Here is a 24,575-nt window from a genome sequence, read left to right as displayed (position 1 = left end):
AATGCATGGCCCTAGAATGTGAGATTAGTAGCTTTTCTGCAAACCTTAATGGTCAGCCTGTGAGGTTAGCAGGCGCAAGCTGATACTCACTCGCTAGTCGATTATCCGGCATCTGCGGATAAAATGCGCAGGGCGCTTGAAAGTGCATCGGCGTTTCAGTGACAGGATGCAAAATGCTTAATTCTGCGGCATGCAAATGAAGGCGAGAGGCATACTCAAAAGCTTCTGGCAGCGCATAAAACTCATCGCCGACAATCCCATGCCCAAGGGCCTGCATATGCACACGGAGCTGATGAGAGCGGCCGGTGAGAGGATACAATGCCATTAAGCTTGTCTGTGCATGCTGATGCAAACAGCGGTAGTGCGTTTGCGAGGGCTTGCCGTGTTCAAAACAGACCTTCTGTCTGGGGCGATTGGGCCAGTCGCAAATCAAGGGCAGATCGACATTTCCCTCGTCGTGTATAGGGTGCCCCCACACTTCGGCGTAATACAACTTGGTGGGCACGCGCTCGCGAAATTGCGCTTTAAGGTGTCGCTCAGCGGCTTTGTGCGCGGCAAACGCCATGACGCCAGAGGTCGACATATCTAAACGATGGACCAGCTCTGCGTCCGGGAATTCGGCTTTAACCCGTGACCACGCACTGTCGTAATGCGCAGGATTACGGCCAGGGTTAGCCAATAATCCACTGGGTTTATTAATTACCACCAGATCGGCATCTTGATACAAGATATCGAGCCAAGGTGTAGAGGGAGGATGATACTCAATGATTGCCATATAAGGGTTCGGGGCCGGCTGGCTCCGCCTTCGTTCAAAGGGTGATTATTGGTGGCTGACCACAATCAAACGCAGGGCGTCTAAATCGACTTGTGCGTGTTGAATATGATGCGACAAGGTACTGATCTGATCCCGTAGTGCGTCGAGCTCATCATCACGAATATTGGGGTTAACCGTTTTCAGTGCATCGAGCCGTGCTAAGGCCTGATTCAGCTCGCTGTCCATCTCTTGGTGGGCGGCCGTTTGAATCTCAGACAAGGCTTTTTGGGCCAGCGGTTCGCTTTTCTCAATCAGCTGGTGGACTTGGGCTTGAACCGAGTTGACCATTTTACTGCCTAAATGACGATTCACCGGGCTGAGCTGGCGATGAAACGATTCAAACTCAACGTTGGCTGAGAGATCATTGCCGTTCGCATCCAAAAGCAACCGCACCGGCGTTTGCGGTAAAAAGCGATGAATACCCGACGATTTAGGGGCTTGTGCATCAATGGTGTAAATCAGTTCAACAAACAGGGTTCCCACAGGCAGCGCTTTGTTTTTGAGCAAAGAGACCGCGGTGGTGCCGATGTTTTCGCTCAGCAATAAGTCGATACCGCCACGCACGATCGGGTGCTCCCAAGAGACAAACTGCACATCTTCGCGACTGAGTGCCGTATCGCGGTCGAAGGTCAGTGTGCACCCATCCGTTGGTAGGCCAGGGTAACTGGGCACCATCATCTGCTCCGACGGCTTGACCACGATGGCGTTTTCACCTTTGTCATCTTGATTAACGCCGATGGTATCAAACAGACCGAGCGTGAAGGTGACAAGGCCCGTATCGCCATCTTGATCGGCGATGGTTTGCGCCAGCTGCTTGGCAGCCTCCCCGCCGTGTGAGTGCATCTCGAGCAGTTTATCGCGGCCTTGCTCCATTTCTGCTTTAAGGCGTTGATTCATGGCGGCGCTATCGTGAATGAGCGTATTTAGCGCATCATCATGTTGATTATTGGCTAACAGGGTTAACAATGTCTCGCCATACTGCTCAAACACCGCACGGCCGGTTGGGCAGGTATCCTCAAAGGCATCAAGCCCTTCGTGATACCAACGCGCTAAAATGGTTTGCGCTGTGCCTTCAAGGTAAGGAACGTGAATGGCAATATCTTGACGCTGACCAATACGATCAAGGCGACCAATGCGCTGCTCGAGCAAGTCGGGGTTCATCGGTAAGTCGAACATCACCAGCTGATGGGCAAACTGGAAGTTCCGGCCTTCTGAGCCAATTTCAGAGCAAATCAAGACTTGAGCCCCGCCTTCCTCTTGGGCAAAGTACGCTGCCGCTTTATCACGCTCAACAATCGACATGCCTTCATGGAACACGGTGCCACGGATCCCCTCACGCTCGCGCAAGGCCTGCTCAAGCGTCAGTGCGGTTTGCGCGCGTGAGCAAATGATCAGTACTTTGTCGCGACGGTGGGTTTTTAAATAATCCAGCAACCAATCGATACGTGGGTCAAAGCCCCACCAGCTGGCACTATCGCCCTCAAACTGCTGATAAATATCTTCAGGATAAAGATTTTGTACCGCTTTTTGTTCGCTCGAGCTTGTGCCTCCCATCATGCCCGCCACCCGCATGGCAGTTTGATACTGGCTCGGTAACGCCATAGGGTGCATGTGCAGATGCCGGCTAGGGAAGCCACTGATGGCAGCCCGCGTGTTACGGAACAAAACGCGCCCGGTACCGTGGCGATCCATTAAATCATCAATCAGCTGTTGGCGAGCGGTGTGCTTGGTTGCATCATCATCGCTATCAATGGCGCTGAAGCGTTCATCAAGCTCGTCACTTTGCAATAGCGCCCGAATGCTACGTTGGGCATTATCACTTAACGGGGCATCGGCAAGTAGCGCTTCAACCGCCTCGGCGACAGGGGCATATTGTTCGGCTTCTTCAACAAAGGCGTCATAATCATAAAAACGATCAGGGTCGAGCAGGCGTAAACGCGCAAAATGACTTTGCTGACCTAACTGCTCAGGGGTCGCGGTGAGTAACAACACCCCAGGGGTATGCTCAGCAATGCTTTCGATAATCTGATATTCACGGCTCGGTGCCGTTGGTGTCCAGGTTAAATGGTGTGCTTCGTCCACTACCAATAAGTCCCAATGGGTGTCACAGACTTGCTCGACGCGACGCCGGTTTTTGCGTAAAAACTCCAGTGAACATAACACCAGTTGCTGGGTATCAAATGGGTTGGGTGAGTCAGCAAAGGCCTCGACACAGCGCTCTTCGTCAAAAATAGAGAAGTGCAGGTTAAAGCGGCGCATCATCTCGACCAACCACTGATGCTGCAAGGTTTCTGGAACCACGATCAGTACCCGCTCGGCTTGGCCTGCAAGCACTTGCTGGTGAATGATCATGCCCGCTTCAATGGTTTTCCCTAAGCCGACTTCATCCGCGAGCAAAACCCGCGGTGCGTGACGACGACCCACCTCATGGGCAATGTAAAGTTGGTGAGGAATTAATCCAGCACGCATCCCCGTCAACCCCCGTAGAGGGCTACGCAACTGCTGATGCTGATTGGTTAACGCCCGATAACGCAACGCAAAACGATCCATGCGGTCGAGTTGACCGGCAAAGAGTTTGTCTTGCGGCTTGTTAAAGCGGATCTGATGGCTGAGTAAGATTTCGCGCAGCGGGACTTCGTCTTCCTCGGTGTCTTCGCGATAGCCGTAATAGGTCAACACCCCGTCGTTTTCTTCAACGCGCGAGACGGTCATGGTCCAGCCCTCGTGACTTTCTACCTCATCGCCGGGGTTGAACATCACCCGAGTCACGGGCGCATCATGGCTGGCGTACAGCCGTGTTTCATCACTAGCAGGAAACATTAGGGTCACGGTACGGCCATCAACGGACACCACAGTGCCCAGTCCAAGATCATGCTCCGTATCACTGATCCAACGTTGTCCAAGCGCAAATGACATAAGGGAAAACCTCTGAATTAACTCGATTGTCGAAAGACTCGGTGCCGCGCAAACGCAACCCGATTAAATAGTGTGTTATTCAGTGTGGCACTGAAAAAATTGGTCGCCAATAGTACTCGAACTTGTGAGGAGGGTCACGATGAAACTCCATCAATCGCGGCAAAGATCGTCTTGACATACAAACGTCATCAACGCGCGGCAAAGATGAAAACGTGAACTGGCACAATCAAACAAGTTGGGCGATGCGCAACGGCCAGGTCTATGCTTACTTTAAGCGCTGTCATCGACAGTGAATTGCCGACACAGGAGGTGCCTATGGGCGACGCCGACCGGAAGCTGTTTGTATTAGACACTAACATTCTCCTCCACGAACCTTTCGCCATCTATTCCTTCCAAGAACACGATGTCGTGATTCCTATGACCGTCCTCGAAGAGCTTGACCGTATTAAAGATAGCAAGCGTGATGTCTCTCGGGATGCCCGTGTGGCGATTCGTGCCTTGGAAGATATCTTTAAAGAAGCCACACCCGATGAAATTGGCGAGGGTATTGTGGTTGGTAAAGGCGATGCGACGGGTACCGTCTCCATTCTGGCTGATTTTGAGATTAAAGAAACGGTCCATGCCTTTGCCGATAAAGCGGGCGATAATCGCATTTTAAATGCGGTGTTATACCTTCAAACCAAACGCTCACCGCGCAAAGTCGTGCTGGTGACCAAAGATATCAATATGCGCCTGCGTGCCAAAGGGGCGGGGGTGATGTATGTCGAGGATTACCGTACCGACCAACTGATTGATGATGTTCGGTTGCTCACCAAAGGCTTCCATCAATGTGCGGGCAGTTTTTGGGATAAAGTGGGGCAATGCGACAGCCAGGCCTATGGCTCCGAAACACGCCACACATTACCGGCTGAGCTATTAGAAACGCCTTTTGTGAATCAGTACTTATTGGATGAAAGTGACGACTTCGCCGCACGAGTGCAAGCCATTGATGGTGATAAAGCGATCATCAAAGATCTCAGTCGAGAGCGATTAATGCACCGTGCTGCTTGGGATGTTAAACCGAAAAATATCTATCAAGGCATGGCAATGGATGCGTTGCTTGATCCCACGATTGATTTAACCATTCTGACAGGGCCTGCAGGCTGTGGGAAAACGATTTTAGCCATGGCTGCGGCATTAGAGTTAGTGGTAGAAAAGGGCATGTACGATAAGATTATCGTTACTCGTAATACGCCAGATATTGGCGAGTCGATTGGTTTTCTCCCCGGGACAGAAGAAGAGAAAATGCTGCCATGGCTCGGCGCAGTGACCGATACCCTCGAAGCGTTACACATGAATGATGAATGCACCGACGGTTCGATGCGCTACATTATGGAAAAAGCGAATCTGCAGTTTAAATCGATTAACTTTATGCGCGGGCGCTCGATTCAAAACGCGTTTGTGATTTTGGATGAGTGCCAAAACCTGACCGCCTCTCAGCTTAAAACCATTATCACCCGTTGTGGGGAGGGGACTAAGTTAGTGTGCTCGGGGAACTTAGCGCAAATCGACTCTTCCTATTTGACACCTGTAACATCCGGACTGACTTACATTGTTGAGCGGTTTAAAAACTTTGAAGGCAGTGCGTGCGTGTACCTCAATGGTGTGGTGCGAAGCCGGCTGGCTGAGTTTGCCGAAGAGAACCTTTAACCATCAAGGTGGCGGCCTCTATGCCGCCACTGATAGGGTTACGCCGTGACACCGATATAATCACGCATGATGGCTGGCGGTGTCTTGAGCGTATCAACCGGATCGTGAAGCTGGATTCGGCCATTATCGAGATAGATAAATTGATTGGCGATCGCTTGTGCATCGTCTGGATGGTGAGTGACCATTACCACCGTCGTGCCTTGTTCTTGAGCGGTACGTTTGACCAAGGCTAACATGTCTTGTTTTAGCGCCGGATCAAGTGCCGAAAAGGGTTCATCGAGCAGTAATAAAGGCTGGTTGCGTGCGATGCTTCTCCCCAAGGCGATGCGTTGGCGTTGGCCGCCCGATAGTTGGCTGGGTAGACGAGATAAATAATCGGTCAACCCTACCGCGTGTGCGGCATGGCGCACGGCCTCTTGCTGTGTGGCCGTGAGTTTAAGCGAGGGAGACAAGCCAATCGCCATGTTGTCGAATACTGACAAATGGGTAAATACGTTGTGCTCTTGAAACAAAATAGACAGTGGCCGCTGGTGAGCGGGTGTCGTGGTGACGGGCTTGCCATCAATGGTGATCTCGCCACTATCTGGCGCGATCAGCCCAGCAATCAGTGATAATAAGGTGCTTTTGCCTGCACCGCTGGGCCCGAGCACAGCCACAATCTCTCCAGGGGCTATTTGGGCATCAAAGATCATCCAATCTTGCTGGTAACGATAGTGGACATTGGAAAGCGTCAGCATGCGTGTCTCCATTGGATCAGACGAGTGATTAGGGCGTAGCAACCCAAACTGGTAAGCAGTAATAGCATGGCAGCGGCAGCGCCTGCGTCCATTTGGTAGCTCCCCATCAAGCGAAACAAATAGAGCGGCAGGGTTTGAAAATTTTGGCTACCAAAAAGTGCGATCGCACTAAGATCGCCCATCGATAACACAAAACTCACCGCCACGCCGCGCGCGATCGGGGCGCGTAAACACTGCCATTCGATAAGATGTAGACGGTTGACACCTTTTAGCCCCAAGGTAGCGCAAAGATTGTGATAGGACTGGGCAAGTTGATAGGAGGGCGCGCTCAGTACTTTTATTAAATAGGGCAACGCCATTAGGGCGTTCACGGCCATCACCAACCACAGCGCCAAGCTGAATACATCGCTAAACTGGCGAAACAGTAAAAAAAGCCCGGTACTGAGGACAATACTGGGTACCACTAAAATCATCGCCCCTAACGTTTCAATGCCATTCGCTTGTTTCTTACGCCCGTTCAAGCGCCAATGACGACTGGCTAAGATGACAGAGGTGGCCAACACGAAGGCCAAGACGGTTGCTCCGGTAGCGATAAGCAGTGAATGCATGGTGGCTTGCCATAATGCCGTGTCGCTCAGCACAATTAACGCGCTAGGGTTAAGGCCACGCGCGATCACAACTCCGAGAGGTGGTAGAACCAACAATAAAGTCAGCGCAATCCAGAGACTGTCCCAACACTTCGCCGTGCGACTATCGAGTGCCGATGGAAGCGGTTGCACTTCGCTGGGGGTGTTGGCAATCGGCCGAGTCAGTGTTTGCACAATAAAAGCAAAGGTGCCGCACAAGAGCATTTGCCACAGCGCCAGAGCGGCACCGGTTTGTAAGTCAAAATCAAAATGAATGGCTTGATAGATAGCCAATTCAATGGTGGTCGCTTTGGGGCCACCGCCTAATGCCATCACGGTGGCGAAGCTGGTGAAACACAACATGAATACCAGTCCGACGACATGGGGTAGACTTTGCCGCAGATAAGGCCATTCAAGGTGGCGAAAACGTTGCCAGCCTCTTAGACCAAGCTGGGTTGCCAGGCGCCTTTGATCCGCCGGGATCCCTTCCAAGGCCTGCACCATCAATTGGGCCGAAAAAGGCAGGTTAAAGAAAACATGCGCAAGCAAAATGCCGCTTAAGCCATAGAGAGAAAATGGCATCGCCGCATCAAATTGCGCGAAGGCTTGTGCAATCCAACCGCTGCGGCCGTAGATGGCAACCAATCCAAACACGCCCACCAATACCGGCAGCACCAGGGTCATGGCAAACAGTTTGAGTAGCCAAGCTTTCCCTGGAAATTGTCGCCGAGCCAGCGCATGGGCCACAGGAATGGCGAGCCCAACGCTGAGCACCACAGATAAGGTAGCCTGCTTAAAGCTAAACAGCGTGACATGGCGCAGATAGGCATCTTGCCACAGGGCGGACAGCTTCAAGTCTTGACTGTGTAAGAACAGCGCCCAGAGTGCGCTGCCAATTAATAACACGACCAAGCTGGCCGCGAGACTGCCCGGCCAGGTTCGAGAAGGGTTGAGCATCGACGTTATTCAACCAAAGCGGTTTGCCAATCGCGCACCCATTGCTGACGGTTACCCATCACTTCATCGGGCTGGTACAACAGGCTCTCTTCTGGTTTGTTCAGTGTATAGAAGGCGTCAGGCAAGCTAACATCGGTGACCGGATACATCCACTGCGTGGTTGGGATCACAGACTGTGCTGCGTCACTGAGCATAAATTGTAGAAACGCATCGGCGCGTTCTGGTTGGTCGGTATAAGCAGACTTCGCCGCCACTTCAATTTGCATATAGTGGCCTTCTTCAAACATGGCGGCGGCAAAGCGGTCATCATCGTCAGCGACCAGGTGGTAGGCGGGCGAAGAGGTGTATGAAAGCACCATATCTGCCTCTTTGTTGAGGAACATGTTGTACGCTTCGGTCCAGCCTTTGGTCACGGTAATGGTGTTGTCGGCAAGATCGCGCCATGCCTGCTGGCTTTGATCGCCGTATACTTTTTGGATCCACAGCATCAAGCCTTGGCCAACTGTTGACACGCGTGGATCTTGGTAAATCACACTGATATCGTCACGCTCCTCAATCAAAGCCTTCAAGCTTTTGGGTGGGTCGAGCAAACGCGTGGTGTCATACACAAAGGCAAAGTAGCCGTAATCGTAGGGGATAAAGTAGGGATTATCCCAACCGCCGGGTACCTGTAGGCGCTCCGTATTCACCGCGTGCTCGGCGACAATGCCGCTACGCTCAGCTTCTTTCATCAAGTTAGTATCCATACCGAGTACAATATCAGCCTTGGTAGTATTGCCTTCGATACGTAAGCGATTAAGCAGAGCAGCACCGTCACTAAGAGACACAAACTCTAATTGGCAGTCACAGCGTTTTTCAAATTCGGCTTTGATTTTTGGCCCTGCGCCCCAATCGGCGATAAAAGAATCATAGGTATAGACCGTTAGAGGGTCGGCGGCACGGGCGCTGAGTGATAACAGCGATAAAGAAACCAGAGTGAGAACAGAGGTAATAACTTTCACAGCACGCTCCTAAGTTGGGCGTGGGTGTTGAGGCAAGTTGATGGCAACATCAAGTCTCAATCCCTACGCCAGTGTTAGCTGGATCAGGTTCGATGGGTTTAGCGCCGCGCGCAATCTCAGCCATAAGGCTCCCCAATGAGTACGGTGCGATTGTACTGATTGGCTTAGTGTTTACCAAGCCTTTTAGTCCGCGATTTGGTTAAGCGTCCAGTCGTAGTCATAATCCAAGCGTGCATCCTTGGGAAGCTTGATGTCTCTATATTGATTGATATGGGTGATCACCCCTTGTTCACTGCCGCCAAAGTCAGTCTCAAACCACTCATAGATAGAAGAAAGCTGCCACTGATTACCGTGCTGACTCACGCCTTTATCACTATTAATAAAGGTGTAGGCGGCTTGTTCTAATTGCGTATCCAAGGTGTCGGCTTGAAAGGCTTGCGGTTGCAGGTTAGGGCAGCCAAGGCTGGCACAATTGACCGCATAGTGGGTACGCGGATCTTGCCACAGCGGACGCAAAATACGGTGTTCGATATCATTGAGCGTGAGGGATTCGCCCGCCACCGTCACTACGTCATCATCCCACGGACCAAAGCTAAAGAGTCCACCGAGTTTGGTGATAGAGCTGACTGGATAGGCGTCCAAAATTAGCTTTACGGTGACTGAGTTGTAGAGATTAACCCAATACGCGTATTGTTCGTCTTTGCTCAGAGTGCGCGGATCGCGCTCGGTAAGCATGCCAATGTAATGATCGAGGGTCGCTCTATCGGCCTCGGTGACGGCTGCGTAGTTAAATAAGGTGTGCTGCCCCTGAGGCTGTAAATACTTATCGAGTAATACTTGCCAACTGTGATGCGTGAAGGTGGCTTGGCTGTCAGGATTGTGTGCATCCCACATTGCCCAGTAGTCCGCTTTGGGCGCGGCTTGGCTGATGAGCGGAAACACTAGCCCAAATAGAAGTATCAAATGTTTTTGCATTGTCAGTCCTTAATGCGATCAAACCTTCTTTGAGACTAGACCAAGCGAGTCAGCGGTTGGTTTCATTGAGGATAGAAAAATGGCAAGGAACGCCAATAAATGCGGAATAATCGGCACTTATTGGCGAGAGATGAGTGGATGGTCTTACACCAAAAAATCAGGTATTTGCTGCTCAAAGCGCGAAATTTCCGCTTCGTGCTGTAACGTCAGCCCGATACTATCCAAACCTTCGAGTAAGCAATGACGGCGAAAATCATCCATCTGGAAGCTAAAGCAGTGTTCACCGGCACGGATGGTTTGGGCGGGCAAATCTAGCGTTACCGTCGCGCCTTCATTTTCCGCCACATACGTAAATAAAGCATCGATTTGGCCTTCTTCAAGGGTCACCGGCACCATTTGGTTATTAATGCAGTTGCCATAGAAAATATCGGCAAAACTGGGGGCGATAATCACTTTAAAACCGTAATCATCCAGCGCCCAAGGAGCATGTTCGCGTGACGAGCCACAGCCAAAGTTTTCGCGGGTGAGTAACACGCTCGCCCCTTGGTAGCGCACTTGATTGAGCACAAACTCGGGGTTCGGCTGTTTGCCCGCATCGTCTAAAAAGCGCCAATCGTGAAACAGGTGCTGGCCGAATCCGGTGCGGGTGACTTTTGCAAAAACTGTTTGGGGATGATCGCATCGGTGTCGACGTTTGCCGCATCCAATGGGGCAACAATGCCGGTATGAGTGTGTATGCCTGACATAAGGCCTCCTTATAATTGGTTAACGTCAACAAAGTGACCGGCAATGGCGGCGGCAGCGGCCATGGCTGGGCTGACCAAGTGGGTACGGCCTTCACGGCCTTGGCGGCCTTCAAAGTTACGGTTGCTGGTCGATGCACAGCGCTCTTTGGGGCCTAAGCGATCGTTGTTCATCGCCAAGCACATTGAGCAGCCGGGTAAGCGCCACTCAAAGCCCGCCTCGCGGAAAATCACATCCAGCCCTTCTTGCTCTGCTTGGGCACGCACTTGCTCTGAGCCTGGCACCACCATGGCATGGACGCTATCTGCGACGTGCCGACCTTTGGCGACCGCCGCGGCTGCGCGCATGTCCTCAATTCGAGAGTTGGTACATGAACCAATAAAGACTTTATCAATTTGGATATCTGTTATGGCTTGGCCTGCGGTTAGCCCCATGTATTTCAGCGCGCGTTCCGCTGAGTGGCGCGCGATCGGATCTGCCATGTGCTCAGGGGCCGGCACGCTATCGTGCACACTAACCACTTGGCCGGGGTTGGTCCCCCAGGTGACCTGATGATGAATTTGACTGCCATCGAGTGTCACGACACGATCAAATTGCGCATCGGCATCCGAGTGCAAGGTTTGCCAAAAATCGACCGCTTGCTGCCATTGTTCACCTTTAGGGGCAAATTTCTTGTCTTTTAAATAGGCAAATGTGGTCTCATCGGGGGCGATCAGGCCCGCTTTTGCGCCCAATTCGATCGCCATGTTGCAGACCGTCATTCGCCCTTCCATGGACAAGTCGGTAATGGCGTCACCGCAAAATTCCACCACGTGTCCGGTGCCGCCGGCATGACCGACTTGGCCGATAATCGCTAGGACAATGTCTTTGGCGGTGATCCCGGGGGCGGTTTTGCCCGTGACTTCAATTTTCATGGTGCGGGCGCGGGATTGCTTGAGCGTTTGGGTGGCCAGTACGTGTTCGACTTCGGAGGTACCAATACCAAAGGCCAGTGCACCAAAAGCACCGTGAGTTGCCGTATGAGAATCACCACAGACGATGGTATTGCCAGGCAAAGTAATCCCTAACTCGGGCCCCATCACATGGACAATGCCTTGGTAGGGGTGATTCAAGTCGTACAGGGTGACGCCAAATTCTTCGCAGTTTTTAGCCAAGGTTTCCATTTGGATGCGCGCCATTTCCCCTGACGCGTTAATATCTTTGGTTTCGGTGGAAACATTGTGATCCATGGTGGCGAAGGTTTTGCTCACTTGGCGCACCGGACGGCCTTTCTCTCTCAGGCCGTCAAACGCTTGTGGCGAGGTCACCTCATGCACCAAGTGACGGTCGATATACAGCAGCGGCGCTTCGCCTGGTTGCTCAGTGACCACGTGAGACTGGTGAATTTTTTCGTACAAGGTCTTGGCGCCTTGCTGGGTGTTTGCATTCGACATAGCTCGTATCCTTACGGGTAATGATTATGCGCCTTGGCGGATATAGGCGGCGATACGATCGCCCATCTGCTCGGTGCTCAGTGCTGGATGGTTACCGGCCAGATCGGCCGTCAGTTCACCGGCTGCCAGCGCTTGGCTCACTGCGTGTTCAATTGCACAGGCCGCGTTTTCTTCGCCCAACGAGTAACGCAGCATAAGTGCCGCCGATAAAATTTGCGCCACTGGATTAGCAATGTTTTGCCCGGCGATATCGGGCGCGGAGCCACCGGCTGGCTCATACAAGCCAAATTTACTCGCGTTCAAACTGGCTGAGGGCAGCATGCCCATAGAGCCTGTGATCATCGCGCACTCATCGGAGATGATGTCGCCGAAAATATTTGAACACAGCATCACATCAAATTGCGACGGGTCTTTAATCAGCTGCATGGTGGCGTTGTCGATATACATATGGCTTAAGCTGACATCCGGATAATCTTTTGCCACCGCTTCTACCACCTCGCGCCACAGCATCGAGCTTTGTAGCACATTGGCTTTGTCGATTGAGCACACTTGTTTGTGGCGAAGCTGGGCGGATTGAAAGGCGATGTGTGCGATGCGCTCAATTTCATAGCGATGATAGACTTCCGTATCAAACGCCTTTTCCTCGCACCCTTCGCCTTCGCGCCCTTTGGGCTCACCAAAATAAATCCCGCCGGTCAGCTCTCGTACCACCACGATATTAAAACCTTGGTCGGCAATATCGGCGCGCAGCGGACAAAAGCTTTCGAGACCAGTATGGATTTGTGCCGGACGCAAATTACAAAACAGACCAAAGTGCTTGCGTAGCGGCAGTAAAGCACCGCGCTCCGGTTGTTCGGTCGCGGGTAAATGCTCCCATTTAGGGCCGCCGACTGAGCCGAATAAAATCGCATCGGCTTTTTCACAGCCAGCCAAGGTGTGTGCGGGCAGCGGCGAGCCATGGGCGTCGATTGCAGCACCGCCAACCGGATAATGCTGACGCTCAAAGGTGACAGCGAATCGCTCGCTAACCGCATCAAGCACTTTTTCGGCTTGCGCCATCACTTCGGGGCCGATACCGTCGCCGGGTAAAATTGCAATTTGGTGTGCGCTAGCCATGGTTATACTGTCTCCTGTTTTAAATGGGATTGTTCCTTAATCTGCGCAATTTTGTTGGCGCGATAAATAGCATTGATCACGTTTAATAAAGCTTCGCCGGAGGCCTCGATAATATCGGTTGATACCCCGGTGCCGTGATATTTACGGCCTTTGTAGTTGGCAATGATATCGGCTTGGCCGAGGCCATCTTCCCCTTCTCCTTTGGCGGTAAGATCGAATTTATCCAGCTCAATGTCATAGCCGGTGATCCGATATATGCACTGGTACAAGGCGTCGACGGGACCGTTTCCAATCGCCGCTTCGCGTTTTTCTTCATCGCCACATTGCAACTTGATGCTGGTGGTCGCCATTAAGCTGCCCGATTGCACGCCTAAATAATTGAGCTTATAAAAATCGTCCTCTTCTTTGAGGTTGTTGAAGAACATTAAAGCTTCTAAGTCGTAATCGAACACCTGACCTTTACGATCTGCTAATTGCAAGAATGATTGATACAAGGTCTCCAAATCATAGTCTTGTTCGTTGTAGCCAAGGTTATCCATATGGCTTTTCACCGCCGCGCGGCCGGAGCGACTGGTGAGATTCAATGATTTTTTACCCAATCCAATCGACTCTGGCGTCATGATTTCGTAGGTATTTTTGTTTTTCAGCATGCCATCTTGGTGAATGCCAGAAGAGTGGCTAAAGGCATTGGTACCGACCACGGCTTTGTTGGGCTGGATTGGCATGTTGCAAAGTTGGCTAACCAGCTTACTGGTGCGGGCGATTTCAGTATGGTTTAAGCCTGTCTCCACGCCTAACAAGTCAGCGCGGGTTTTTAAGATCATTGCAATTTCTTCCAGCGCACAGTTACCGGCGCGCTCGCCGATGCCATTAATCGTGCCTTCGACTTGGCGGGCGCCGGCCTGTACAGCGGCAATAGAGTTGGCGACCGACATCCCCAAGTCATCATGGCAATGAACAGAAATCACCGCTTTGTCGATATTGGGTACGCGGTTGAACAGGTTGGCAATGATATCGCCAAACTCACTGGGGACCGTATAGCCGACTGTATCTGGGATATTGACCGTGGTGGCGCCAGCATCAATTGCCGCTTCGACCATGCGGCATAAATTATCAATCGGGGTGCGTCCGGCATCTTCGCAGGAAAACTCCACATCATCCGTATACTGGCGCGCATGTTTGACCGCACGCACGCCCATTTCTACTACGTCATCGTAGCTGCGGCGAAGCTTGTCTTTGACATGAATGGTAGAGGTGGACAAAAAGGTGTGGATACGAAAAGCATCGGCGGCTTTGAGCGATTCCGCTGCCACATCAATGTCTTTAGGAACAGCGCGAGACAAAGCACAGACACGGGCATGCTGCATATGCTGAGCAATGGTACGTACGGACTCAAAGTCGCCCGGAGAGGACACAGGAAAGCCAGCTTCAATGATGTCTATTTTCAAACGATCCAAAGCTTGCGCGATTTGCAGTTTCTCTTTGACCGTTAAGCTTGCCGACAACGCCTGCTCGCCGTCACGTAATGTGGTGTCAAACAGAATGACTTGGCTGTTCTCGCTCATGAGTAACTCCCTGTTGTGTTTGCTGGCCGCCGTCATGGCTCTTTAATTGGCGATATGTTTTATTTTGGCGACATTAGATACAAAAAAACCCGCGTCTGGCGCGGGTTTTTGAGATTTGGCATTCACTGTTTTCTGCCCAAAACCTACCCGCGCGACTGGGTCACGATAAGGAGGAGAATGAGGCGTAGGTGAAACAGTGTCATGCTGATGTCCGTCAGTAAATATTCTGTTACCAGAAATAACAGAGCGATGGGGAAAGCGTCAATCTGAAAAAAACAAAACCCGTTTTCTGCGCAATATAAAGGCGAAAAACCGGTTAATTAAACTGCTTTTTACACTAAAAGTTAGACTTTTGTGCTGTGGTTTGGGGCGGCTTTGTCCACCCTGCATTATTTTACTTACGCCAACACAGCTGATCTTAAGCGGCGACGGGGCAGAGTAAATTCATTGAGATGTCCCAATAACGTCACCGACCTGTCACACCGGCTGGCTAATGTTTAATCATCAGCTCGCTGTATTGGGAGGCACCATGAGACGCTTTGCTGCGATTCAACGCTTTGACCACTCGGTATCGACACTTTGCCTATCGCATCGCTTTAGCGCTGACACCGCCAAAGTGGCCCGTGCCGTTTCCCACTCGGGCGATGGGCCTCTTTATATTGTGGTGGGGTTAGCTGCTTGGTGGCTGCAAGAAGCCGTGGGGCTCTGGTTTTTACTCACGGGGCTCACTGCATTTGCCATTGAGCTGCCAATTTACTGGGTATTAAAACGCAGTTTCCGGCGCACACGTCCTTCGCAGCTACCCGCCTTTATCACGCCCTCTGACCTATACAGTATGCCATCAGGCCACACTGCAGGTGCCTTTTTAATGGCTTCTTTGCTGAGCATCTTTTTCCCATCGCTCACGCTGTTTGTATTTATTTGGGCGAGCTTGATTGGCATTTCTCGGGTGTTACTGGGGGTGCATTTTGTGACCGACATTATTGTGGGCGCAGGGTTAGGGATAATGTGTGCCAACTTGGCGCACAGCATCACCGCGGATCTTTACGGAATGGCAGGTCTTTCATGAAGCTTTTATACGGTGTTCAAGGAACCGGTAACGGCCATATATCGCGAGCCCGAGCGATGGCGCGTGCTTTGGCAGAGTACGATGTCGAGGTTGATTTTATTTTTTCTGGTCGGCCGGCAGAGCACTATTTTGATATGACGCCATTCGGTGACTATCGGACCTTCACCGGGATGAGCTTTGTGAGCCGCGATGGCAAAATTGATATGTTAGCCACGGCGAGACACAATCACTTGGCACAGCTGCGACGCGATATTCGCCAGCTTGATGTATCAGACTACGACAAGGTCATTTCTGATTTTGAACCTATCAGTGCGTGGGCGGCGCGCCAACAAGGAATACCCTCGGTGGCCATCAGTCATCAAGCCGCGTTTTCACATGCGGTGCCCAAACACGGAGAAACTTGGATTAATCGTCTGATTATGCGCCACTTTGCGCCAACAGACTATGCCATTGGCCTGCATTGGTATCACTTTAACCAAGCGATTTTACCTCCGATTATTGATACCAGCCTGCCGAATGCAACAACGGTGTCGCCCGTTGCGGAAAAGGCGGTACTGGTGTATCTCCCCTTTGAATCTTTATCTGCGGTGAGTGAGTTGTTGTTGCGCTTTAGCCAGCCTTTTGTCTGCTTTCACCCCGAGGTAAGCGCGCCCGAGCAGCGAGAAAATCTTACGCTTATGCCGCTGGGCAAAGAAAGCTTTCACTCGGCGCTGCATCAGTGCCAGGGGGTAATAGCGAATGGGGGCTTTGAACTTCCGTCTGAAGCGCTGACGTTAGGTAAAAAACTGTTATTAAAACCACTGTCTGGTCAGTTTGAGCAGTTAAGCAATGTCGCGACACTCGCCCAGCTTGGCTTGGCGCACACTATGAATAGCTTGGATGCGCGTGCTGTCCGAGAATGGCTACAGACACCTGCAGTGGACGCGATTGCGTACCCAGATGTTGCTAAAGCTCTGGCGGAATGGCTAGTCAAAGGTGAGTTGGGCCAGACGCGCAGCCTATTTCACCATTTGTGGGCTCAGGTTGATTATCCGGAAACAGTCGAAGAGTCGATCTTAGACTTCAACCGCTTATCAACACGCGTTGAGCCGAACCGATTGAGGTTACAGCGGCTGAACCGTTAATAGGATCCGTTATGCACAAGGTGACTGATTAACGCCTCAACGCTGCTGAATCACGTTTTTACATTTTCACTAGAGTATTCGCTCGATTTTGCTTGTTTTTACCCGAGCGGTCAGTAGACTCGCTTTATTATTTGAGCGTACAAGTGTTCGCCTAAAGGTGAGCCCAAGAGAAGCATAGTGAACACCCAATACCATATTGTTACCCGCCTTCGTGAGCAAATTCGCACTCAGCATCAGCGAGAAGCGATTCGCTTCCAGCAACACAACCAGTGGACAAGTATTAGCTGGCGTCAACTCGGCGAGCGTGTTGATCAACTGTCTCGCTGTTTACTCAAAGCCGGCTGTCAGGTTCAGCAAACCGTCGCTATCTTCGCGCCAAACAGTGAAAAGTGGGCAATGTCAGATTATGCCGCACTGCAAATTCGCGCTGTGCCGGTGCCGATTTACGCGACCAGCACGGCCCAGCAAGCGGCATACATTATTAACGATGCCGATGTGCAATGGATTTTCGCGGGTGACGATCAATTGGAAATGGCGGTAGCGGCGTTGGAGCAATGCCCAAACATCAAAGGTGTGGTGGCGTTAAGCCAAGAGACGCCGGTGCCAGCACATCCTAAAGTGTGGGATTGGGCGAGTTGGTTATTGCAAGACGATCGTGGTCATCAAGCCGAATTAGAGACGCGCATTGACGCACGCTGCATGGACGATCTGATCACCTTGATTTATACCTCAGGCACTACTGGGGAGCCCAAAGGGGTCATGCTCGATTATGCCAACGTCGCGGCGCAGCTTGATGTACATGATCAGGTGCTCGCCATTGAACCGCATGACGTCTCTTTGGCGTTTCTGCCCTTATCACATGTCTTTGAGCGTGCCTGGAGCTATTACGTCTTACATCGTGGGGCGGTCAATGCCTATCTCTCAGACCCGCAAAAGGTGCGATCGGCATTGGCGTCGGTTCAGCCAACAGTGATGTCGGCCGTACCGCGTTTTTACGAAAAAATCCATGGAGCTATTCACGACAAACTCAGTCGAGCCACCGGCGTTAAACCGCATTTATTCCGTTGGGCCCTGCGCCAAGGCGAGCGTCATGCTGCTCAGTTACGTGCTGGCCATTCACTGTCGCGGCGCCAGCAATGGCAATTGGCGTTGGCCGACAAGCTGGTACTCAGTAAGTTGCGTGCGCTGCTGGGTGGCAAGATGCGCTTGATGCCATGCGGTGGGGCGCGTCTTGACCCTGACATTGGCGCGTTTTTCCATGCAATCGGTATTAACGTGAAGCTCGGTTATGGCATGACCGAAACCACGGCCACCGTGTCTTGTTGGGATGATACCTGCTTTGACCCCCAGTCGATTGGTTCTCCGATGCCCGGCGCCCAATTGCGCATCGGTGAGGATAATGAAATTCAAGTGCGTGGGCCGATGGTGATGCGTGGCTACTTCAATCAGCCCGATGCGACGGCGGCCACCTTTACCGCGGATGGTTTTTTGAAAACCGGCGATGCGGGGTATCTCGATGCTCACGGCAATGTATTTATCACTGACCGAATCAAAGAGCTGATGAAAACGTCAGGCGGTAAGTACATCGCGCCACAGCGGGTGGAAGGCGCTTTGGTGCGTGATCATTTTATCGATCAGATAGCGGTGGTGGCCGAGGCGCGTCATTTTGTCTCTGCCTTGATTGTGCCTTGCTTTGATGCCTTAGAAGAGTGGGCGCGAACGGCTAACATCGAATATCAAAATCGCAAAGAGCTGTTAAAACATTCTGATGTGGTGGCCTTGTTTGAAAAGCGTTTACAGAGCTTGCAACATGAATTGGCCAAATTTGAGCAAGTCAAACGCTTTACCTTGTTGCCACAGGGCTTTTGTATGCACAGTGGTGAGCTTACGCCAACCATGAAGTTGCGTCGTAAAGTGATCCTGTCGCGTTACCAGCATCATATCGACGCCATGTACCAGCGTTGACGGTTTCTAGCTAGGGGGCTCATTGGTGAGCCTCCTCATACGCTGTTTTTATCCCTTTTCTCCTTTTTATCGCCTTTTGTCGGAATAGCAAATCTCGCAAGCCGATGCTTTTTTAGTGAATGTTGTCGATTTACTCCCTTCTCATCAGCGTAATCCAGCAACATACACTCAACATCTAGTGATTAAATGTAAATACTGGTTAGCCAATGGACAGTTTTGCAAATAAAACGTTACATTGGAGGTCGTTTCTGTCGAGGCGGGCCAACGAACAATCTAACGCTACCTTACCGCCAGTATTTGGTTTTGATGTCCGTGTGATCACACCACCAGTACATCCAAGTGTAAGGAGCTGGATTAGGCTAAAAGTAAGTCCTAACTATGCAAACAGGGAGGCGTAGAGTGGAAATGTTATCTGGTGCCGAGATGATCGTGCGTTCCATGATCGATCAAGGCGTAAAACATATTTTTGGCTATCCAGGCGGGTCGGTGCTGGATATTTACGATGCATTGCATGAAAAAAGTGGTATCGATCATGTGTTAGTGCGTCACGAACAAGCGGCCGTGCATATGGCGGATGGTTACGCGCGTGCAACCGGTGAAGTAGGCGTGGTGCTGGTGACTTCAGGCCCAGGCGCAACCAATGCGATTACCGGTATCGCCACCGCCTACATGGACTCAATTCCTATGGTGGTTTTTTCTGGGCAGGTGATGAGTAGTTTGATTGGCAATGATGCCTTTCAAGAGTGCGATATGGTGGGGATTTCTCGTCCTGTGGTGAAACACAGCTTTTTAGTCCAGCGCGCTGAAGATATTCCCAATATTGTTAAAAAAGCCTTTTATCTTGCCTCGACTGGACGTCCCGGCCCTGTGGTGGTGGACATCCCCAAAGACATGGTTAATCCGGCTAAAAAGCATCCGTATCAGTATCCTGATAGTGTGCGCATGCGCTCCTACAACCCGACAACATCCGGCCATAAAGGGCAGATTAAGCGCGGACTAAAAGCACTACTGGCGGCGAAAAAGCCGGTGCTGTATGTCGGCGGTGGCTCTATCATGGCCGATTGCGGCGAACAAATCCGCCAGCTATCAGAAAGCTTGAACATCCCGGTAGTCAGCACCCTGATGGGGCTGGGGGCCTTTCCCGGCACCCATGAACATTCGCTGGGCATGCTGGGCATGCATGGTACCTACGAAGCCAACATGGCGATGCACCAAGCCGATCTGATTTTTGGTATTGGTGTCCGGTTTGACGATCGCACCACCAATAACCTCGAAAAGTACTGTCCCGATGCCACCATCATGCACATTGATGTGGATCCCTCGACCATTTCCAAAACCGTCTCGGCCGATATTCCTATTGTCGGCTCTGCCGATGCTGTGCTCAGTAGCATGCTCAAATTGCTGGTGGAGCAGGGAGGCAGCAACGACAGCGATGCGATCAGCACCTGGTGGCACAATATTCAAACTTGGCGTGAGCGCCAATGTTTGCAATATGTCGCTGATCCTGAGCGGATTAAACCGCAGCAGGTGATTGAAACCTTGTACCGTCTCACTCATGGTGATGCCTATGTGACCTCGGATGTCGGCCAGCATCAAATGTTTGCCGCACTTTATTATCCGTTTGATAAGCCACGTCGTTGGATTAACTCGGGTGGCTTGGGCACCATGGGCTTTGGGCTTCCCGCCGCCATGGGGGTCAAGTTTGCGCTACCGGACGCGCAGGTGGTGTGTGTCACCGGTGATGGCAGTATTCAGATGAACATTCAGGAGCTCTCCACCGCGTTGCAATATGATATTCCGGTGGTGATTGTGAACCTCAATAACCGCTTCCTCGGGATGGTCAAACAATGGCAGGACATGATTTATCAAGGCCGTCACTCGCACTCTTATATGGACTCGGTACCAGATTTTGCCGCGATCACTGAGGCCTATGGCCACGTGGGAATGCGTATTAGTCATCCGTCCGAGCTGGAAGCCGGCCTAGAAAAGGCGCTGGCAATGAAAGATCGTTTGGTGTTTGTCGATATCCATGTTGATGAAACCGAGCATGTTTATCCAATGCAGGTACGGGGCGGGGCGATGAATGAAATGTGGTTGAGCAAAACGGAGAGAACCTAATGCGCAGTATTGTATCGGTTTTAATGGAAAACGAACCAGGTGCCTTGTCGCGTGTAGTGGGTTTATTCTCTCAGCGTGGCTACAATATTGAATCGCTCACGGTGTCACCCACCGATGATGAGACCTTATCGCGCTTGAATATCACCACCTCGGTGGTCAGCGACGCGGACCGCGAGCAAATCGAAAAGCACCTGCATAAGCTGATTGATGTGCTGAAAGTGAGCAATGTCACCGAAAGCGATCACATTGAGCGTGAACTGGCGTTGGTGAAAGTAAAAGCCAGCGGCTTTGCCCGCGCGGAGGTAAAACGCACCGCCGATATTTTCCGTGGTCAGATTGTCGATGTCACGAACTCGCTGTATACCGTGCAGCTGACCGGTGACAGTGACAAACTGGATGCCTTTATTCGCGCGGTCGGTGAGATTACCGAGATCATTGAAGTTGCACGCAGTGGCGTAGTGGGCATTGCACGTGGCGAGCGAGCGCTGCGCCAGTAAATAAAGCAACTGGTCGTTGTAAGTAAAATGGCACGCCTTGGCGTGCCATTTTTTGTCGGTCAGGCGGGATTAATCAAATACACCAAGGCTTCATAGGGTGCCAGTTGCATTTCTGGCATCAAGGGCTTGGCTTCTGGGTAATTATGGCTCACCAAGTCTGCGTTTGGGGCAGGCGCGACAGGCAAGGTCGCTGTCACCGGTTCGCCATAAAAGTTACACACTACCACCAGTTGGCTGTCGCCGTTGTCGCGGCGATACGCGAGCAATTGTGGGTGGTCAGGCAGCAAATCCTGATAATCTCCCTCACGAATGACGGGTAAGGTTTTGCGCAGGGAAATCAGCTGCTTGTAGTGATAGAATACCGAGTCTTTATCCGCCAGTGCGGTGTCGACATTGACGTCAACATAGTTAGGCGCAGGCTTCAGCCACGGCACACCTGTGGTAAAACCGGCGTTTGCTGAACTGTCCCACTGCATGGGCGTGCGTGAATTGTCGCGTGAACGTGCCGCCAGAATGGCCAACACTTCCTCTTCAGGCATGCCTTGTTCGCAAAGCAGATGGTACATGTTGCGGCTTTCGACGTCTTGATAGTCATCAATATGTTGATAGCCAGGGTTGGTCATGCCAATTTCTTCCCCTTGATACACGTAAGGCGTGCCTTGCTGCATATGAATCGCAGTGGCGAGCATTTTGGCGGATGCAACGCGATGGCGGCGGTCATCACCAAAGCGGCTGACCACACGTGGTTGGTCGTGGTTACACCAAAATAATGCGCCCCAGCCTTGATTATGCAGGCCGTGCTGCCAAGTGCGGAACAGCTGTTTTAGGGCCAAGAAATCAAATGGCGCCAGTCGCCACTTCTCACCGCCCGGATAATCGACTTTTAAGTGGTGGAAGTTAAACACCATGGAGAGCTCTTTGCCATCTGGCGCGGAATACTGCTGACAGTGCTCTAAGGTGGTCGAAGACATCTCGCCCACGGTGACGCTGCCGTAACGCTGGAAAATGTCGCGGCTGATCTCTTGCAAGTATTCGTGAACGCGGGGACCGTCGGTATAAAAACGGCGACCATCGCCTTGGTAATCGTCGGGGAACGACTGATCTTTGGAGATCAAATTGATCACATCGAGTCGAAAGCCATCCACGCCTTTTTCGGCCCAAAAGGCCATCACGTCTTTGACGGCTGTCCGCACCACTGGATTTTCCCAGTTAAGATCGGCTTGCTCGGTGGCAAATAAATGAAGGTAATACTGACCGGTCGGTTCATGCCATTGCCAGGCGCTACCGCCAAATTTTGACTGCCAGTTGTTCGGAGCGCCGCCGTTAACCGGGTCTTTCCAGATATAGTAATCGCGATAGGGGCTGTCTTTGCTGGCAAGCGCTGATTGAAACCAAGGATGCTCAGTTGAAGTGTGGTTAATGACAATATCCATGATGATACGGATATCTCGTTTGTGTGCCTCGGCGAGCAGGATGTCGAAGTCGTCCATGGTGCCTAGGCTTGGGTCAATCGCGTAATAATCGGCAATGTCGTAGCCATTATCGACTTGTGGCGATACATAAATGGGGGTGAGCCACAAGGCGTCGATGCCCAAAGCCGAAAAGTAGTCCAGTTTTTCGATAATGCCCGGCAGATCACCTGTCCCTGTTTGTGTGGTGTCACGGAAGCTTTTTGGATAAATCTGATAAATGGTGGCCGTTTTCCACCAGGGATGTGCGTGCATAATGTCTCTCTCAACGCGAATAAAGCAGGGAGCGTTCCCTCCCCGCAGACTGAAGGGGAATTAGATGACGGCCAGTTTGCCTTTGCTGGCTTGGCGGCGATACATAAACGCGGTGAGTGCAATGGGCACGATAATGGCTATCAGCATCGCGACCGCATAAACCCCCCAGAACTGTGGCTGAATGGATAAAATACCTGGCAGGCCACCCACACCAATGCCGTTGGCCATCACGCCGGAAAGACCACACACAATCGCCGCTAGGGCCGAGCCAACCATGGCGCATAGCATCGGGAACTTGTAACGTAAGTTAATCCCGTACATGGCCGGCTCCGTGACGCCAAGGTAGGCAGAAATCGCGGCAGGCACCGATATTTCGCGCTCGTTTTCTTTTTTGCTCATCCAAATGATCCCGACCACCGCCGAGGCTTGTGCAATGTTGGACAGGGCAATCAGTGGCCAAATAGGGGTACCGTTCATTTCTTGCATCAGCTGCAAGTCCACCGCGTTGGTGGTGTGGTGAACACCAGTGATCACTAAAGGTGCATAAAGGAAGCCGAACAGAGCCGCACCTATGTAAGCGTAATCGCCGGTCATCGCCGAACGGGCTAAGAAGGCGACACCATTACCGATTTCGCGGCCAAATGGGCCAATCAAGGTGTGTGCCAAGATCACGGAAGTGAGCAGGGCGATAAAAGGCACCACCACCAAATACAAATAATCCGGAATAATGCGTTTTAACTGGGTTTCAATAAACGCCAACGCCATCCCCGCAAACATCGCCGGGATCACCTGCGCTTGATAACCGACTTTTTCAATCGAGAACCAGCCAAAGTCCCACACTTCGGGGATTTCTTTACCGATAAGGTAAGCGTTCATCAACTGGGGTGATACTAGGGTAATACCGAGCACGATCCCCAAGATTGGCGTACCGCCCATTTTTCTCACCGTCGCCCAACAGACACCGACAGGCAGGAAGTGGAAGATGGCTTCGCCAAGCAGCCATAAGAAGCCGTGAGCGGTGGCCCAAAACTCGCTGATCTCGGTCAGGGTTTTGCCATCGAACATGCGGATATCACCGATCACATTACGGAAGCCGAGGATCAGACCGCCGGTGATGATCGCGGGAAGAAGGGGAACAAAAATTTCCGCGAGGTGTGAAATCGCACGTTCAGTTAGGGTCATATTTTGGCGAGCCGCTTGTTTGGCTTCGTCTTTTGATTGGCCCTCGACGCCGGTGGCTTGTTGTAACAGCGCGAAAGCTTGGTCGACGCTGGTGCCGATCACCACTTGAAATTGACCGGCACTGGTAAAGCAGCCTTTCACCATGGGGATCGCTTCAATCGCTGCGACATCGGCTTTCTCCGGATCGTTTAACACGAAACGTAAACGGGTGAGGCAGTGGCTTACGGTTGCAATGTTGTCTTTGCCGCCAATATGAGTAACCAATTGGTCAACGGCTTTTTTATCTATCTGGCTCATAAGCAATCCTGTATTGCTGTAGGGTA

At 51.7% G+C, this 24,575-nt stretch carries 17 protein-coding genes, 1 pseudogene and 1 riboswitch; of the genes and pseudogenes, 6 read left to right on the top strand and 12 right to left on the bottom strand.

Annotated elements, in window-relative coordinates:
* Positions 1–52: 52 nt before the first annotated feature.
* Positions 53–775, bottom strand: a complete 723-nt coding sequence (rluA, locus tag HLG76_RS03565; RefSeq protein ID WP_175993071.1) for a bifunctional tRNA pseudouridine(32) synthase/23S rRNA pseudouridine(746) synthase RluA — start codon at positions 773–775, stop codon at positions 53–55.
* Positions 776–820: 45 nt separating this feature from the next.
* Positions 821–3,730 carry an RNA polymerase-associated protein RapA gene (rapA, locus tag HLG76_RS03560; protein ID WP_175993070.1) on the bottom strand — a complete coding sequence of 970 codons (2,910 nt, stop codon included), beginning with the start codon at positions 3,728–3,730 and terminating at the stop codon, positions 821–823.
* A gap of 315 nt (positions 3,731–4,045) precedes the next feature.
* Between rapA and HLG76_RS03555 the strand changes: the two genes are divergently transcribed.
* On the top strand, positions 4,046–5,419 hold the full coding sequence (locus HLG76_RS03555) for a PhoH family protein (protein WP_021023363.1): 1,374 nt from the start codon (positions 4,046–4,048) through the stop codon (positions 5,417–5,419).
* A 38-nt stretch (positions 5,420–5,457) separates the two neighbouring features.
* Here HLG76_RS03555 and thiQ read toward each other — a convergent pair whose 3' ends face one another.
* From thiQ to leuA, 8 genes and pseudogenes are all read right to left on the bottom strand, one after another.
* Positions 5,458–6,156 (bottom strand): thiamine ABC transporter ATP-binding protein, encoded by a 699-nt coding sequence (gene thiQ, locus HLG76_RS03550; RefSeq protein WP_021023364.1) that lies wholly within the window; start codon positions 6,154–6,156, stop codon positions 5,458–5,460.
* Positions 6,150–7,739 carry a thiamine/thiamine pyrophosphate ABC transporter permease gene (gene thiP / locus HLG76_RS03545; RefSeq protein WP_175993069.1) on the bottom strand — a complete coding sequence of 530 codons (1,590 nt, stop codon included), beginning with the start codon at positions 7,737–7,739 and terminating at the stop codon, positions 6,150–6,152. The genes thiQ and thiP overlap by 7 nt, the downstream gene beginning before the upstream one ends.
* Before the next feature lie 5 nt (positions 7,740–7,744).
* A complete protein-coding gene (gene thiB, locus HLG76_RS03540; RefSeq protein WP_077460038.1) occupies positions 7,745–8,731 on the bottom strand; it encodes a thiamine ABC transporter substrate binding subunit in 987 nt (328 codons plus the stop codon).
* A 52-nt stretch (positions 8,732–8,783) separates the two neighbouring features.
* A riboswitch (TPP riboswitch) is annotated at positions 8,784–8,885 on the bottom strand.
* 38 nt (positions 8,886–8,923) lie between these two features.
* Positions 8,924–9,715 carry a DUF547 domain-containing protein gene (locus HLG76_RS03535; RefSeq protein WP_175993068.1) on the bottom strand — a complete coding sequence of 264 codons (792 nt, stop codon included), beginning with the start codon at positions 9,713–9,715 and terminating at the stop codon, positions 8,924–8,926.
* Positions 9,716–9,859: 144 nt separating this feature from the next.
* A pseudogene (leuD, locus tag HLG76_RS03530) lies at positions 9,860–10,461 on the bottom strand (3-isopropylmalate dehydratase small subunit).
* Positions 10,462–10,470: 9 nt separating this feature from the next.
* Positions 10,471–11,892 (bottom strand): 3-isopropylmalate dehydratase large subunit, encoded by a 1,422-nt coding sequence (gene leuC / locus HLG76_RS03525; RefSeq protein WP_077660508.1) that lies wholly within the window; start codon positions 11,890–11,892, stop codon positions 10,471–10,473.
* Between the two features lie 24 nt (positions 11,893–11,916).
* Positions 11,917–13,008: a 3-isopropylmalate dehydrogenase gene (gene leuB / locus HLG76_RS03520; RefSeq protein WP_175993067.1), complete on the bottom strand. Its 1,092-nt coding sequence runs from the start codon at positions 13,006–13,008 to the stop codon at positions 11,917–11,919.
* Between the two features lie 2 nt (positions 13,009–13,010).
* Positions 13,011–14,573 carry a 2-isopropylmalate synthase gene (gene leuA / locus HLG76_RS03515; protein WP_021023371.1) on the bottom strand — a complete coding sequence of 521 codons (1,563 nt, stop codon included), beginning with the start codon at positions 14,571–14,573 and terminating at the stop codon, positions 13,011–13,013.
* Positions 14,574–15,102: 529 nt separating this feature from the next.
* Between leuA and HLG76_RS03510 the strand changes: the two genes are divergently transcribed.
* From HLG76_RS03510 to ilvN, 5 genes are all read left to right on the top strand, one after another.
* Positions 15,103–15,642, top strand: a complete 540-nt coding sequence (locus HLG76_RS03510) for a phosphatase PAP2 family protein (protein ID WP_077459952.1) — start codon at positions 15,103–15,105, stop codon at positions 15,640–15,642.
* Entirely contained in the window at positions 15,639–16,766 is a 1,128-nt protein-coding gene (locus tag HLG76_RS03505) for an MJ1255/VC2487 family glycosyltransferase (RefSeq protein WP_077459951.1), read from the top strand. Before HLG76_RS03510 ends, HLG76_RS03505 begins: the two co-directional genes overlap by 4 nt.
* A gap of 177 nt (positions 16,767–16,943) precedes the next feature.
* Entirely contained in the window at positions 16,944–18,731 is a 1,788-nt protein-coding gene (locus tag HLG76_RS03500; protein WP_175993066.1) for a long-chain fatty acid--CoA ligase, read from the top strand.
* Between the two features lie 399 nt (positions 18,732–19,130).
* Positions 19,131–20,849 (top strand): acetolactate synthase 3 large subunit, encoded by a 1,719-nt coding sequence (locus tag HLG76_RS03495; protein WP_175993065.1) that lies wholly within the window; start codon positions 19,131–19,133, stop codon positions 20,847–20,849.
* Positions 20,849–21,346 carry an acetolactate synthase small subunit gene (ilvN, locus tag HLG76_RS03490; protein WP_175993064.1) on the top strand — a complete coding sequence of 166 codons (498 nt, stop codon included), beginning with the start codon at positions 20,849–20,851 and terminating at the stop codon, positions 21,344–21,346. Before HLG76_RS03495 ends, ilvN begins: the two co-directional genes overlap by 1 nt.
* A gap of 59 nt (positions 21,347–21,405) precedes the next feature.
* Here the strand turns inward: ilvN and treC are convergent, their stop codons facing one another.
* On the bottom strand, positions 21,406–23,070 hold the full coding sequence (treC, locus tag HLG76_RS03485; RefSeq protein ID WP_175993063.1) for an alpha,alpha-phosphotrehalase: 1,665 nt from the start codon (positions 23,068–23,070) through the stop codon (positions 21,406–21,408).
* Between the two features lie 60 nt (positions 23,071–23,130).
* The gene (treB, locus tag HLG76_RS03480; RefSeq protein WP_175993062.1) at positions 23,131–24,549 is read right to left on the bottom strand and encodes a PTS trehalose transporter subunit IIBC; all 1,419 of its coding nucleotides are present in this window, start codon (positions 24,547–24,549) and stop codon (positions 23,131–23,133) included.
* Between the last annotated feature and the right edge of the window lie 26 nt (positions 24,550–24,575).

It is taken from the genome of Salinivibrio sp. EAGSL (assembly GCF_013366455.1).
GTDB classification, from domain to species: domain Bacteria; phylum Pseudomonadota; class Gammaproteobacteria; order Enterobacterales; family Vibrionaceae; genus Salinivibrio; species Salinivibrio costicola.
The sequence above is the reverse complement of the archived record's forward strand: the minus strand, read 5'-3'. Positions and strand labels throughout refer to the sequence as shown.

Excerpts from the sequence above, each read along its gene's own strand:
- leuC (WP_077660508.1), bottom strand. The coding sequence starts at position 11,892 with ATGTCGAATGCAAACACCCAGCAAGGCGCCAAGACCTTGTACGAAAAA.
- leuB (WP_175993067.1), bottom strand. The coding sequence starts at position 13,008 with ATGGCTAGCGCACACCAAATTGCAATTTTACCCGGCGACGGTATCGGC.
- HLG76_RS03505 (WP_077459951.1), top strand. The coding sequence starts at position 15,639 with ATGAAGCTTTTATACGGTGTTCAAGGAACCGGTAACGGCCATATATCG.
- rluA (WP_175993071.1), bottom strand. The coding sequence starts at position 775 with ATGGCAATCATTGAGTATCATCCTCCCTCTACACCTTGGCTCGATATC.
- thiP (WP_175993069.1), bottom strand. The coding sequence starts at position 7,739 with ATGCTCAACCCTTCTCGAACCTGGCCGGGCAGTCTCGCGGCCAGCTTG.
- thiQ (WP_021023364.1), bottom strand. The coding sequence starts at position 6,156 with ATGCTGACGCTTTCCAATGTCCACTATCGTTACCAGCAAGATTGGATG.
- treB (WP_175993062.1), bottom strand. The coding sequence starts at position 24,549 with ATGAGCCAGATAGATAAAAAAGCCGTTGACCAATTGGTTACTCATATT.
- HLG76_RS03535 (WP_175993068.1), bottom strand. The coding sequence starts at position 9,715 with ATGCAAAAACATTTGATACTTCTATTTGGGCTAGTGTTTCCGCTCATC.
- ilvN (WP_175993064.1), top strand. The coding sequence starts at position 20,849 with ATGCGCAGTATTGTATCGGTTTTAATGGAAAACGAACCAGGTGCCTTG.
- HLG76_RS03510 (WP_077459952.1), top strand. The coding sequence starts at position 15,103 with ATGAGACGCTTTGCTGCGATTCAACGCTTTGACCACTCGGTATCGACA.
- HLG76_RS03555 (WP_021023363.1), top strand. The coding sequence starts at position 4,046 with ATGGGCGACGCCGACCGGAAGCTGTTTGTATTAGACACTAACATTCTC.
- rapA (WP_175993070.1), bottom strand. The coding sequence starts at position 3,730 with ATGTCATTTGCGCTTGGACAACGTTGGATCAGTGATACGGAGCATGAT.
- leuA (WP_021023371.1), bottom strand. The coding sequence starts at position 14,573 with ATGAGCGAGAACAGCCAAGTCATTCTGTTTGACACCACATTACGTGAC.
- treC (WP_175993063.1), bottom strand. The coding sequence starts at position 23,070 with ATGCACGCACATCCCTGGTGGAAAACGGCCACCATTTATCAGATTTAT.